12 protein-coding genes and 1 tRNA gene are annotated in these 13,585 nt (G+C 40.6%); 10 read left to right on the top strand and 3 right to left on the bottom strand.

What is annotated here, in order from left to right; genetic code table 11:
* The first annotated feature begins 101 nt into the window (after window positions 1-101).
* The 3 genes from BBA02S_RS09170 (at window position 102) to BBA02S_RS09160 (ending at window position 3,181) form a co-directional block, all read left to right on the top strand.
* Window positions 102-539, top strand: a complete 438-nt coding sequence (locus BBA02S_RS09170; protein ID WP_041095917.1) for a peptidylprolyl isomerase — start codon at window positions 102-104, stop codon at window positions 537-539.
* 408 nt (window positions 540-947) lie between these two features.
* Window positions 948-2,870 (top strand): asparagine synthase (glutamine-hydrolyzing), encoded by a 1,923-nt coding sequence (gene asnB / locus BBA02S_RS09165; protein WP_041113567.1) that lies wholly within the window; start codon window positions 948-950, stop codon window positions 2,868-2,870.
* A 237-nt stretch (window positions 2,871-3,107) separates the two neighbouring features.
* Window positions 3,108-3,181 (top strand) — tRNA-Arg (locus tag BBA02S_RS09160).
* Window positions 3,182-3,391: 210 nt separating this feature from the next.
* Here the strand turns inward: BBA02S_RS09160 and BBA02S_RS09155 are convergent.
* Both BBA02S_RS09155 and BBA02S_RS09150 read right to left on the bottom strand, forming a co-directional pair.
* Window positions 3,392-3,754 carry a hypothetical protein gene (locus tag BBA02S_RS09155; protein WP_041095955.1) on the bottom strand — a complete coding sequence of 121 codons (363 nt, stop codon included), beginning with the start codon at window positions 3,752-3,754 and terminating at the stop codon, window positions 3,392-3,394.
* A gap of 416 nt (window positions 3,755-4,170) precedes the next feature.
* Complete coding sequence (locus tag BBA02S_RS09150; protein ID WP_041113568.1) at window positions 4,171-4,887, bottom strand: DUF4261 domain-containing protein; 717 nt, start codon at window positions 4,885-4,887, stop codon at window positions 4,171-4,173.
* Window positions 4,888-5,453: 566 nt separating this feature from the next.
* On the opposite strand from BBA02S_RS09150, the gene BBA02S_RS09145 reads away from it, so the two are divergent.
* The 4 genes from BBA02S_RS09145 (at window position 5,454) to BBA02S_RS09135 (ending at window position 8,033) form a co-directional block, all read left to right on the top strand.
* Window positions 5,454-5,999, top strand: a complete 546-nt coding sequence (locus BBA02S_RS09145) for a YcxB family protein (protein ID WP_041113569.1) — start codon at window positions 5,454-5,456, stop codon at window positions 5,997-5,999.
* Window positions 6,000-6,604: 605 nt separating this feature from the next.
* Window positions 6,605-7,276 carry a DUF3885 domain-containing protein gene (locus BBA02S_RS09140; RefSeq protein WP_041095958.1) on the top strand — a complete coding sequence of 224 codons (672 nt, stop codon included), beginning with the start codon at window positions 6,605-6,607 and terminating at the stop codon, window positions 7,274-7,276.
* A gap of 41 nt (window positions 7,277-7,317) precedes the next feature.
* Complete coding sequence (locus BBA02S_RS20605) at window positions 7,318-7,479, top strand: hypothetical protein (protein WP_156136567.1); 162 nt, start codon at window positions 7,318-7,320, stop codon at window positions 7,477-7,479.
* A 173-nt stretch (window positions 7,480-7,652) separates the two neighbouring features.
* A complete protein-coding gene (locus BBA02S_RS09135; RefSeq protein WP_041113570.1) occupies window positions 7,653-8,033 on the top strand; it encodes a DUF3139 domain-containing protein in 381 nt (126 codons plus the stop codon).
* 66 nt (window positions 8,034-8,099) lie between these two features.
* Here BBA02S_RS09135 and BBA02S_RS09130 read toward each other — a convergent pair whose 3' ends face one another.
* Window positions 8,100-9,506, bottom strand: coding sequence for a sigma-54 interaction domain-containing protein (locus tag BBA02S_RS09130; RefSeq protein ID WP_082040209.1), 1,407 nt, complete (start codon window positions 9,504-9,506; stop codon window positions 8,100-8,102).
* Window positions 9,507-9,749: 243 nt separating this feature from the next.
* Between BBA02S_RS09130 and BBA02S_RS09125 the strand changes: the two genes are divergently transcribed.
* From BBA02S_RS09125 to gcvPB, 3 genes are read left to right on the top strand one after another with little or no spacing between them, the layout of a single operon-like run.
* Window positions 9,750-10,526: an SDR family NAD(P)-dependent oxidoreductase gene (locus BBA02S_RS09125; RefSeq protein ID WP_041095961.1), complete on the top strand. Its 777-nt coding sequence runs from the start codon at window positions 9,750-9,752 to the stop codon at window positions 10,524-10,526.
* A 29-nt stretch (window positions 10,527-10,555) separates the two neighbouring features.
* Entirely contained in the window at window positions 10,556-11,944 is a 1,389-nt protein-coding gene (gcvPA, locus tag BBA02S_RS09120) for an aminomethyl-transferring glycine dehydrogenase subunit GcvPA (protein WP_041095962.1), read from the top strand.
* Window positions 11,945-11,973: 29 nt separating this feature from the next.
* Window positions 11,974-13,545 (top strand): aminomethyl-transferring glycine dehydrogenase subunit GcvPB, encoded by a 1,572-nt coding sequence (gene gcvPB, locus BBA02S_RS09115; protein WP_041095963.1) that lies wholly within the window; start codon window positions 11,974-11,976, stop codon window positions 13,543-13,545.
* Window positions 13,546-13,585: the final 40 nt, after the last annotated feature.

The raw sequence follows: 13,585 nt of genomic DNA, 5'->3' as shown, positions 1-13,585 counted from the left end.
ATTAGGAAAATTCCTTAAGAAAATCTTTTCATCTTTCTGGTTTTCTTCCGCTCTTCTGGTATGATAAAAAGGAAATATTCAAGTGAAAAGGAGTGGTTTTTATGACAAAAAAAGGAAAAATTGTAATGGAGAATGGGGAAACGATTGAATTTGAATTATATCCAGGTGAAGCGCCTAATACGGTGGCCAATTTTGAAAAGCTGGCAAATGAAGGCTTTTATAACGGAGTAGTGTTTCATCGAGTCATCCCTGGATTCGTTAGTCAAGGCGGAGATCCGACAGGGACAGGCAGAGGCGGCGCTGGCTATACCATTAAATGTGAAACAGAAGGAAATCCTCATAAGCATGAAGCAGGCAGCTTGTCGATGGCTCATGCCGGCAAAGATACAGGCAGCAGCCAATTCTTTATCGTTCATGAACCTCAGCCCCATTTAAACGGCGTACATACTGTATTTGGGAAAGTAACATCTGGCTTGGAAACCGCGCGTTCTATGAAAAACGGCGATGTCATGAAGGAAGTTACTGTATTCGAAGAATAATCAGATACCATAGAGTCCTGCCCGCAGATAAGCAGGACTCTGTTTATTTGCACAAAGCCCCTCTTGCTGTTATCAAATAAGTGCCTCACTCGTAAAGCTTCACTCATGATCCAGTTGTGTTCCATCTCCTGATATCGACTTTTTTATAACTTTTCAGCAGTCCAACAGAACGATTTAGAGTTTCATCTGCCAACAGACAGGGAAATTACAAGAAGCGGAAAAACAGTTTTCCGAAAATTGTTGGATTTTTCCATTAATAGTTGGAAAATATACGTAAATGCTATTCACAGACTAAAGGAAAACAGAAAGAAATAAATCAAACTATTGAATCATTTGTTATTTTCTAGAAAAACTGATACTGTGGTAAAAGACAAAAAAGGTTCATTTTAGAATAGGCAGGTGTTAGCGATGTGTGGATTTGTTGGTTGTGTATACGACAAACCCCAAGAAACGAAAGAGACATTAAAAAAAGATACATTTAGAAAAATGAATGCCATTATTACTCATAGAGGGCCTGATGACGAGGGCTTTTATTTTGATAAACACGTAAATTTTGGTTTTAGACGTCTAAGTATTATCGGGCTTGAGAGCGGGCATCAGCCCCTCTCTTATGAAAATGACCGTTATTGGATCATTTTTAATGGTGAAATTTATAATTATATTGAAATTCGCCAAGAGATGGAAGAAAAAGGCTACCAATTCTTTACGGATTCAGACACAGAGGTGATTCTTGCTCTTTATAGCGATTTGAAGGAGCATGCTGTCAAGAAACTAAGAGGAATGTTTGCCTTTGTTATTTGGGATAAAGAAGAAGAACTATTATTTGGAGCAAGGGATTATTTTGGCATCAAGCCATTCTTCTATTCCGAACAAGAGGATCTTACGTTATTCGCCTCTGAGAAAAAGAGCATTCTATTAGCTAAAGAAAATCAGGCGGAGTCTGAGATTGACCGGGATGCCTTGCAGCATTATCTTAGCTTCCAATACGTGCCTGAACCGAATACGATGACGGCTTCCGTGAAAAAGCTTGCTCCCGGCCATTATTTCTTTAAAAAACCGGGACAAGCGATGAAAATTCGCTGCTATTGGCGTCCTAATTTTCAGCCGGCGCAAACAGGCGAGCGGCAGCTTGTGAAGCAGATTCAAGACGTGCTAACTGATTCTGTCGCTGTTCATATGCGCAGCGACGTACCAGTCGGGTCATTCCTGTCTGGCGGAATTGATTCATCCTTCATTGTTGCTTTAGCAAAAGAAGTGAACCCAAAGATCAAAACGTTCTCTGTCGGCTTTGAAAGAAACGGATTCAGTGAAATTGACGTAGCTCAGGAAACGGCTCAATCCTTGGATTTAGAAAACATCAGCTATGTGATTTCACCCGAAGAGTTTCTAGAGGAATTTCCGAAAATTATTTGGCATATGGATGATCCGCTGGCTGATCCGGCAGCCGTGCCGCTCTATTTTGTTGCGCGCGAGGCGAAAAAGCATGTAACAGTAGCACTGTCCGGAGAAGGGGCGGATGAGCTGTTTGGCGGATACAACATCTACCGGGAGCCGGAATCTTTGCGCGTATTTAATTACATTCCTTCTCCTGTTAAACGTATCGTTAAAACACTTGGCCAAGCACTGCCCGAAGGAATGAAAGGGAAAAGCTTTATTGAGCGCGGCGTTACCCCGCTGGAAGAACGCTATATCGGCAATGCGAAGATTTTTGAAGAAGCGGAAAAAGCGCCGCTGCTTACCGATTATAGAAGGGGATTAGATTACACGCACATCACCGATCCTATTTACAGCCAATCCAGCGGCTACGACGCGGTGACAAAAATGCAGCACTTGGACATTCATACATGGCTGAGAGGGGACATTTTATTAAAAGCGGATAAGATGTCTATGGCCCATTCCCTCGAACTGAGAGTTCCTTTTCTGGATAAACGCGTCTTTGAGGTAGCTTCCAAAATTAGCGCTGATCAGAAAATAGCCCATCATACAACTAAATATATCCTTCGCAAAGCAGCCGAAGGCATTGTTCCGGATCATGTGTTAAATAGAAAAAAATTAGGGTTCCCCGTGCCGATCCGTCACTGGCTGAAAGAAGAGCTTTATGATTGGGCCTCTCTCATCATCCGTTCCAGCGAGGTGGATGATCTCTTTGATAAACGACAGGTTCAATTGCTGCTGGACGAGCATGCCGCCGGCAAGAAAGATAACAGCCGAAAGCTGTGGACGCTCCTTTCCTTTATGGTCTGGCACCAAATTTATATTGAACACCGCTATGACTTTGGATCACTAAATACTGGGCAAGAGGCTCAGACCAAAAGAGTGCTGTCTCATTAAAAAATCTCAAAAACCTTGGAGACTTGTTCTTCAAGGTTTTTGAGATGATTTCATGGAGCGTGACTTGCTTGCAGGTCCCTATGCCCATTCATAGGGCGAATTGACTCTTGGAAAGGATTTATGCTAGAATAGAAGAGTTTCTGAAGATCAAAACGGCAAATACTAGTTAAGCAAGTATATTCTTCTTAAACACCATGGTTCTTCTCGTTCCAGAAGAAAAACAGGGTTATAGAAGATGCGCCTTTAGCTCAGCAGGATAGAGCAGCAGCCTCCTAAGCTGCAGGTCAGAGGTTCAAATCCTCTAAGGCGCGTAAAACACAGAAGAAGGTTGATATATTAAGGTTCTCTGGATTAGAAATATTCTAGGGTGTCCGACCTATATCGACCTTTTTTCTTTTATTTTCTAATCTGATCAATTGAAATTTCCAACGTTCTTTCATCCTTTTACTCCTTCATCATATAGATCAAAAGTCAACTTAGGTTCTATTTAATTCATTTTCTTCATTAAGACAATACATTTACTAATTTGGGCTGTTCTCTTTTAAAAATTTAATTAAATCTTCCTCAGTGTATGCTTTATACACCACACTTTTAGTATCAAATACAACATATGCTGGAGATTTTTCTAATTCTAAGAACTTATACTCACCATTTGTTTCTTTTAATGAAGTTCGACCATGAATTTTTTTAACATTAGTTATTTGATTCTCTTCTAACCAGTTATTGTAATCTGCCATTTCTGTTTCTCTTACCATTAATAAGGAGTACTTGTTTTCATCAGTGGAAAATAACGGATGAACTGGAGTTGATTCTGTCTCAGTAATATTAGAACAACCTGCTAAAAATGCACTTATTATAATCCATACTGCTAATATCTTGTTCATGTAATTACCGCCTTTTAAAGTTTTGATTTAATAAATATTTACTCTCTCAAAATTGCTGAAAGTAAAAATCAAGGAAATATTATACATGTTGAAGGTGAAATTTTTGATACAAAGAATGGAAAGATAAAAGCAAGACAGTATAGAGTGGAGACAAAACGTAAGCGCTGCTTTTCGTTTAAGCTATATTAAACTTTAATGTTGTTAGGGCCTCCCAGCAACTTTGTAACCCCTGTTGATTGGAATGGAAGGCGCGAAGACTCCTGCGGGCTCACCTCCCGCCCCGCGGAAAGCGAAGCAGCCTGGAATGGAAATCAACAGCCTCGATCTACAAGCAAAAGAAAAAGACTGCGGACCACAACTTCAATTTTCATTGAGTTTGTCTACAGTCTGAGAGGTACAATAAGTACCTCTATTATTTATGCTGGAATTAAATTAATTAACCCAAATGGATTAAAGAATACATCCTCTTCCTCGTATCTAAATTCATTGATGAAATCAATTTTGTATACAGGTGAATTTTTCTCCAAACTAAATATCTCACCATTTTTAAAAGGAGGATGCTCAACAATGCTATAAAGATTGAAATTATTAAGGAGATCTGCGGCTTCTTCTGGTGATATTGAAGAAGGAGTAATGACATCCGGTAATCCAAAGGCTTTCATTCCGCACGAAAAATAACTTTCCTCATCACCAACGAGAGTCACAAAATGAGAATAGAGAGGAAAATAATCTTGGTTTTCTAAAAGTTGATACCATTCATCTTTGGTGTGTGCCATTCCGGAAGTTTCAATTTTTATCGCTAAACCACCAGCTTTTAATAAAGTTGCTCCGACATCTACTACTTGTTTAAGACCTTCAATTCCATTAATATTTGCTATTACATATACCGTGAAGGTATGATGTTCAATTTCATCTAAAAGGCTTTCCTGAAAGGCGCCTGCATAGGAAAAAGCCTCCTTTAAATGGGGGTCGTGTTCATAAACTTCCACTTGAAAACCTACGTCTTTTTTGGCGTTATGGATAATGTAACCAGCCATTAAATACCCATCACCATTAGATGCAACAGCTTGGATTAATTCTGATCTATTTTTCCACTTTCCGGGAACCCCAATAATGACTTGAACTTCTGACATATAAACACATCCTTAAATTGTATAATAAAAATTTTGATGTCCTCAATGACCTGTTAGTTTCCTGAATGGGATACAAACAGGATGTACCCATCCTATGTTTTACATTCTTTATTGAATTGGTAAAACCCTCTATTTCACAAAAGGTATAATTTTAAAATGAACTATCTAACATAGAGCATCGTATGGCCACAGAGCTAGAAAAACATAGTGAGTAATGAAATCATTAATAAAAGCACAATTTTATCCCCTGTTTCTCTGGCAATGGCCGTTTTAGACCAGCCTTTCTGATGCAAATCTCAAAAAATCAAGAGTACGTAACGATTATCTGTTATGAACAGGGAATTTTAAACCGGGGATATTATCCATTTTAAAGTCGGAGGTAACAAAGAAAGAAAAATTCAGTAGATTACAAGCTAGCTGCGTGTTAAAATAGGCAGGTCAGAGGTTCAAATCCTCTAAGGCGCGTAAAAGTAAAAGGAAGGGCTAATCCCTTCCTTTTTTGTATAGCCAGCTTGTCACGCTGCTTTGACTTTTAAAAAGTATAAATAGGAGAGGGAGGAAGATGGATGAAACTGAGCTATGAGCTGACAAAGGAGGATTACTTGGCATTCAATCTTTATTACGTCAAGAATTCCGCCGCCATCAAAAAGTCTTTATTCGCGCAGCGTTTCTTTCCGCCCATCGCTTTTCTGGTGCTTCCTTTTATTTTTACCGGAATTACAGGAGAGTTTTCAGTCGGGCTGTCCGTTGTTTTTATGCTGACTGCTGTCGCTTGGATGATGTTTTATCCAAGGTATTTCTATTGGCATGTAAAGAACGGGGTCAATAAAGCGTTAAATGAAGGGAAAAATGACAATCTGATTGGTGAACATACATTCACTCTTCATGAAGATGGCTTTATAGAGAAAAACAAGGTAGAGGAAAGAAAGGTAAGCTGGTCCGGAATTGAGAAAGTAGCAGAAAACGAAGAGTATTATTTTTTGTTTTTCAGCTCAATGAGTGCCTACATTCTGCCTAAGCGCGCCTTTGCGGATGAAGAAGCGAAAAGACAGTTTCGCCAGCTGGCAGATAGAGCGGTTTCCTCTGATGGGTTATGGACCGGGCGTGGATAGATTACAATTAACTAAAGTCATTTTGTGCAGAATTCAAATATATTAAATAAAAAATAAATATAACACAACAATAGCAAAGACAAACGACAGTAAGAGACTCAGCAACTTTAAAGAGCCTATCTGCAATAAAATGCAGGTAGGCTCTTCTATTTTCCTCTCAAATCAAGAACTTCACTATGACCCAACAACAAAGGATTGCCGTTGAAGAGTAATATTGCCTTTTCATGGAAAATTCGAGAGGATAAAGATCGGTCCAGCTGATGATCACGCAGCAACAGAAAGAAAACGATAGGACACTCATACACGTAAAGTGACTCTATTTCACAAGGGGGATTTATAATGAAGAATAAAAAAATAGAAAAGCAGCCTATATTGAATTAACTATTGTATGTATAGTTTTGGCGATACTCATCTATGTTTTCAATTTACCTAGTCATATATATATTGTGTTAGTGTTAGCTGCTCTTGTGAATTTGATAGCCATATTAATTAGATATGAAAAATAGTCGCGAGTACTAAATGAAATTTGCTCTTTTTTATGCAGTCAGATTCAAAACTTTATGAGCTATTTTTAATCCAGCGCCTGGGAAAGAGAGGATCATTAAATGAACATAACAGAATATCTACATGAAAAGTTTCCGTCTGTTGAATTAGTCCCAAGTATCTATTATCAATGGGACATAGGCATCCACTTTTCACTTGGCGGTGAAATCTATCAGTTCAAAGAAAATGACGGGCTTAACCTTGAACGGTTTCAACTTGTATATAAGCAAGCCTTTGCAATTTTCAATAAATTGTTTGAACAAAATGATGACTTGTTCCTTGTAACGAATGTCTATAAGCATAAAATGAAAAAGCAGCGAACAAAAAAATTGAAAGTCTATCAGTCATTTCTTAAGTGTAAAAGTATGTTAGATCGTATTCAGGTAAGAACTTACCCTTATCCGTTTGATTTGGATGAATCCACAGAATATGAGATGCAACAATTTTCATTGCTGTGTAAACGAAAAGATATACGTGTCAATGAATTGCTTAAGGCAGCAAGTAATGAAGACTTTCCCTTAAAACCAAAGTTTGGAGGTTACTCCATCAATTACCCTGATGTTTTCTTTGTGAACATGACAAAAGATATTATTTTCTTTGTATATGATGATCGTGGATGTGAAGTGATAGCCCGTGAAGCAGACCTAATACGCTCTCTCTATAAGCAATACTATGATTGGGTGGAAGAAGCAGATAGAAAACGGATTGAGGATGGACTAGGAGATCTTTTCTAATGCCTATGTCGAGTATTATGTAAATCAAAGGGGGGATCGTCATGTCTAAACGAAAAACTTTACTCACGGTTGTTATTTTAGCAGCCGTGCTTGTTTCAATCATATCTTATAGGGTGAAATATCCTATCAAAAATAATCATGACGATATCCAAGAGTATTTGATAAAGTGGGAGAATCAAATTTCTGATCGGTCCAGCTTTTAACTTGAATTAATACAAGGAACTATCTATAAGTAGGACCATCCACCACCATAGGGCGCACCGGCACTTTCAGGATCATTCCTCTCTATAGATCGCCATTTTGGGCTTTCCGCTTCCTAATCATTATATTTTTTCATATAATTGTAAAAAGGTATCTTAAAAGGGGATTTAGCTAAATGGCAAAGAAAATTTTTCTCAGTGTTTTCATCTTATTATTGATGGCTTTAGGAGTTTATTATGTTTACTGGGATCACAGGGTGAAGAATGAAGAAATAGTTGCAAAAAAAGCTTTAAATGAGTACCTATATGAGGAAAGAGCTTTCCAGAAATCTGATATAAAAGAGATTACCTTTTTCAATGATAACCCCTTAGGCGGTGAAGATTATTTATTACATTATGCTTATGTCGTATATACAGATGAACCTGAAAATCAATATATATACTATATAACCAAGGACAAAAAAGCAACATTTGCAGGTTATGCAGGACAAGGAGATTCAGACACAATGAAACATGAAGATTATGAAAAGCTGAACGATGAAAAAGTCGAAGAGTAGCGCGATTATACGCTACTCTTCGACTTTTTTGTACCATTCAAGAAGAAAATGAAACGGCTTCATACTCTATTTAACTGGTATCGGGATGTCTAATTGGCCAATTTTTCTATAGATTGTTCTGACGCTTACTCCTAAATCTTCTGCAGCTAATTTCTTCCCTTCATGATCATAACCATAGAGATTCAGTTTTTGAATCAGCATTTCTTTCTCCATTTGTTTAAATCCTTGCTTTTCATTCGGAGAGTAAGGATGGCTCGCTGTTGCTTCTTTGAAAGCGCTAGGCAGGGACGAAATCGTCAGCTGCTGGCCTCTTTCCATGTTCATGCTATATTCCAGAATATTTTCTAACTCCCGAATGTTTCCGGGCCAGTGGTGCTGCTTCAGTCTTTTTAAAAACTCCGGTTCACAGCCTTGAATGAATTTTCCTGTTCTATCCTGTAATCTCTCCATTAATACGGGAACAATCTCAGCGATATCTTCTTTTCTTTCACGCAGAGGCGGCAAATGTATAGGAATTACGTTTAACCGGTAGTAGAGATCCGAGCGGAATTGCTTGGATTCTACTAAATGCTCCAACGATTGATTGGCTGCCGCGATGACGCGAACATTTACTTTTTTGGGAATCGTGCTTCCTATTCTTTGTACGATTCCATCCTGCAGGACTTTGAGCAGCTTGGGCTGCATAGATAAAGGAAGGTCAGCAATCTCATCCAAGAAAAGAGTTCCCCTGTCAGCCAGTTCAAAATAACCTGGTTTGCCTTTTTTGCGTGCCCCTGTAAACGCTCCTTCCTCGTAACCGAATAGTTCGCTTTCAAATAAGGCTTCTGGAATGCTCGCACAGTTAATCTCGATAAAGTTTCCTTTCCGGAAGATGCTTTGTTCATGAATCAGCTTGGCCAGTAAGCTCTTTCCAGTGCCTGTTTCTCCTGTGATTGCAATGGAGGAAGAACTATTGACAAGATTCTTCAGCAGCTCCTTTAAATCATTTAATGCCTTGTTGTTTCCAAGAATATAGTCCGTCTTTTCCTTTTCTTTTTTTGATACTAATTGAAAGTCGCCTAGTGCATGAAGAATGTGCATGATCGTTTGGCTTAGTTGTGACATCCAATAACTGTACTCTTTTTGCTTGTCCATTAATTCGTTTTGTCCATCTAGTGAAAAGCTGGCAAATGTAAGATACCCATAATGTCTACCGTTTTCCACGATATTGCGGACGATTTCAACGGTGGAGGGACAGTTTTTTTGAAAATGACACCCTTGGCACATCTTCATATGTCCCGGCTTTTGAATAAAGCTGATCGGGTGCTTATATAACTTTTTGAAGAAGGGCAAATGAACCCGGTTTCCTTTTCTTTTTCTGTATTCTGCTGTTGAGGCGGTTAACATCCCTTCTTGGTTGAAAAAAGCAATTTCGATTTGCAAAAGTTCGGAAAACGTTTGAATAACTGCGGCCACTGCGTTAACTGAAGACACCAAAACCCCCCCTTATTTTAAATCCGCCTGATTCTTCAATCATTTTTAGTGAATCACTTTAGCCAAGAATGCTTTTTCTGATTATAATTTCGAAAATTCAAAATTGTCAATGAACAAATAAGTATTGTCATTTCTGTCAAAGACCAAACTAGAGAAAAAGCTAAAAACTATCATTTTTGCTGTCTCCTCAATTTGGCACGCTTATTGCAATATAGTTAGCAAAACAATAAAGGAGGTCATGTGTTGGAAAAAGACTATTTTCAATTAAGGAATAAAGTGGCAGTTGTGACGGGAGCTGCATCAGGGATTGGATATGCAGCTGCAGAACTGCTTGCGGAAGTCGGAGCTAGCGTGCTTCTTCTGGATATCGATGAACAAAAAGGAAATCAAGCTGTGCAAGAGATTCGTGAGCGAGGGTTTCAGGCAGAGTTTAGAAGGTGCAATGTCACAAGCAAATCGGATTGCGAGGAGGTGGCTCACTATATTAAAGAGACCTATCAGCACGTCGATGTGCTCTTTAATAATGCAGGGATCATCAGAAGAAAAACAGTTGTCGACTTAGAGGAAGAAGAATGGGATGCGGTGATCGATGTTTCTTTGAAGGGCGTCTATCTTCTCTCCAAGCATTTGATCCCTCTTATGGACAAGGATCGCGGCGGAAGCATCATTAATACTGGTTCCGGCTGGGGGTTGAAGGGAGGGGATAAAGCAGCTGCCTATTGTGCAGCCAAAGCGGGTGTTGTCAATTTAACCAGGGCAATGGCCATTGATCATGGTCCTGAAAATGTCCGTGTAAATTGCCTATGTCCAGGCGACACGGATACACCGTTGTTGCGGGATGAGGCAAAGCAGCTGCAAGTGGATGAAGGGGACTTTCTTAAAGGATCAGCCACTGACCGTCCGCTAGCCAGAATCGGCACCCCCCGTGATATCGCTAAAGGCGTGTTGTTTTTGGCCAGCGATCTGTCTGCTTGGATCACCGGGACAGAGCTAGTCGTTGATGGAGGCGGTTTAGCGTAACGACAAAAATCTTTTTAGGAGGTATTACTATGAAAAATAAGGTGCATCCTTACATACCGAATATGGTGCCCGAGGTTAAAGAAGACATGTTAAAGGAGATTGGCGTCCCTTCTGTTATGGAGCTCTACTCATGTATTCCTGAAGAGCTTCATCTTAAGAATGAAATGAATATCCCTAAAGCCTTAACAGAATATGAACTGCGACGTCATATAGAAGGACTGCTGAACAAAAATGTCAGTGCTGATGAATATATCAACTTCTTGGGAGCCGGCTGCTGGCAGCACTTTGTGCCGGCTGTGTGCGATGAAGTAAATCAAAGATCCGAATTTCTCACAGCCTATGCCGGAGAGCCTTACGAGGACCACGGCCGCTATCAGGCCTTATTTGAGTATCAAAGTTTATTGGCAGAGCTCGTCGATATGGACGTAGTCAACGTACCGACATTTGATTGGGGGCAGGCAGCAGCCACCTCTCTAAGAATGGCAGCCCGCCTCACAGGAAGAAAGAAAATCCTGTTAGCGAGCACAGTGGCGCCGGAAAGAATGAAGATTATCGTGAATTACGGATCACCAGAGCTTGATTTTGACTTTGTAGACTTTGAGAAGGACACAGGTTTGCTAGATATGAAGGATTTAAAAGCAAAAATCTCTGATGAAACGGCGGCTATTTACTTTGAAAATCCTTCTTATCTCGGCTTTATTGAATCCCAAGGAGCGGAAATTTCGGAGGTGGCCCGGGAGAATGAAGCATTGCTTGTTGTTGGTGTAGACCCTATTTCTTTAGGCGTGCTCGCACCGCCAAGCCAGTATGGTGCCGATATTGTTTGCGGTGACTTGCAGCCGCTGGGTATGCATATGAATTACAGCGGCGGACAAGCGGGGTTTATCGCCACAAGGGATGAAGAGAAATTTATCAACGAATACCCTTCCCGGTTGTTTGGCATTGTGCCGACTGTGAAGGAAGGCGAATACGGGTTTGGCGATGTGGCCTATGATCGAACTTCTTTTGCTTTACGGGAGAAAGGGAAAGAATCGGTCGGGACGCAAACGGCATTGTGGGGGATCACGGCCGGTGTGTATCTATCCTTGTTAGGACCGAATGGAATGTATGAGTTAGGGCAAGCCATTATGCAAAATAGCCAATATGCGGTTAAGCAGCTGAATAAACTTCCGGGTGTGAAAGGCTCGCGGTTGACTTCCCCTTTCTTTAAAGAATTTATTATTGATTTTAATGATACAGGGCTTTCAGTGGAAACCATTAATAAAAAATTATTAGATCAAAAGATTTTCGGAGGAAAGGACTTATCGAAAGAGTTTCCGGAATACGGGCAATCCGCTTTGTACTGTGTAACAGAAGTTCATACGAAGGATGATATTGACCATTTAATTACATCCTTACAAGAAATAGTGACGAACTAAATCCCGTACGGGGAAAGGAGAGCTGGCAAATGGAAAGAATCCAGAGAAAAAACAAAGTAAGAGATTTTCATCAGGCAAAGTGGAACGAGCCAATTATCTTTGAATTGCATCAAAAAGGAGAAAGAGGAGTTGATATTCCGCTTTCCGATCAAGCGGTGGCGGCTGAGGTAGGCAATGGGGTTTCCGCTATTCCTGAGGGCATGTTGAGAAAGGAAAAGCCGAATCTTCCAGAAATCGGCCAAGCCCGGGTACTTAGACATTATGTTCGCCTTTCTCAAGAAACGCTGGGATCGGATTTCAATGTCGAGATTGGCCAGGGAACATGTACAATGAAGTACATTCCCAAAATCAATGAGCTGCTGGTCCGCAACCCGAAAATAATGGAATTACACCCTCTTCAAGATGAGAGCACTGTTCAGGGCATGCTTGAAATTATTTATAACCTGGATGTGTGTATGCGTGAAATTTCCGGGATGGATCACTTTTCTTTCCAGCCGAGCGGCGGCACTCAGGCATTATTTGCCATGGCCTCCATTGCCAGAAAATATCATGAATCCCGCGGAGAAGCAGAACAAAGAAATGAAATCATCACAACGATCTTTTCTCATCCTTCTCAAGCGGCCACTGCCGCAGTGAAAGGATTTAAAGTAATTACACTGCATCCTGATGAAGAGGGGTTCCCTGACATCGAGAAATTAAAAGCGGCGGTGTCTGAACGGACAGCCGGCTTTGTCGTAGCAAATCCAGAGGATACAGGTATCTATAATCCGAGAATCAAAGAATTTACTGATATTGTTCATCAAGCGGGAGGCTTATGCTATTACGATCAAGCGAACGCCAATGGCCTTTTGGGAATCACCCGTGCAAGAGAAGCGGGCTTTGACATGTGTTTCTTTAATCTCCATAAAACATTTGCCGCTCCGCATATGTGCGGAGGACCGGCGACAGGCGCACTTGGCGTTGTTGAAGAATTAAAAGAGTTCTTGCCTGCCCCGATTGTCGAGTTTGACGGCGAGAAGTATTACTTAAATGAAGACCTTCCGCAGTCGATCGGCAAAGTTCGTGCTTTCCATGGAGTCGCCCAAACTGTTTTGAGGTCGTATGCCTGGATTCGTGCATTAGGGCCGGACGGTTTAAAGGAAGTAGCACAAACAGCGGTCCTCAATAATAATTATCTGTATTCCAAAATACAGAAGATTCGCGGCGCAAGCGCTCCTTATGTGAAGGGCCAGCGGCTTGAACAGGTTCGTTACAGCTGGGAGCAAATGGCGCAAGAAACCGGAGTAACGACAGAAGATGTGCAAAGACGCATGACAGACTTCGGCCTTCATTATTGGACGAGTCACCACCCGTATATCGTGCCGCAGCCATTTACGCTTGAGCCGACTGAAAGCTATTCAAAAGCGGATTTGGATGAGTATATTGCGGCGCTTGAGCAGATTTCGGAAGAGGCCTATGAAAATCCGGAGATTGTTCAAGATGCGCCTTACAACAGTACGATTCACAAATTAGATGAACAGGATTTTCTTGATCATCCCGAAAAATGGTGCATTACATGGAGAGCCTACCAAAAGAAGACGAAACAGCCAGAGCGTATTTAACTGAACAGGCAATCAAGTGCAAGCTTGATTGCCTTCTTAT

Origin of the sequence: Bacillus badius NBRC 15713 (assembly GCF_001591605.1) — a bacterium.
Lineage (GTDB): Bacteria > Bacillota > Bacilli > Bacillales > Domibacillaceae > Pseudobacillus > Pseudobacillus badius.
This window is presented reverse-complemented; position numbering and strand designations above follow the sequence as displayed.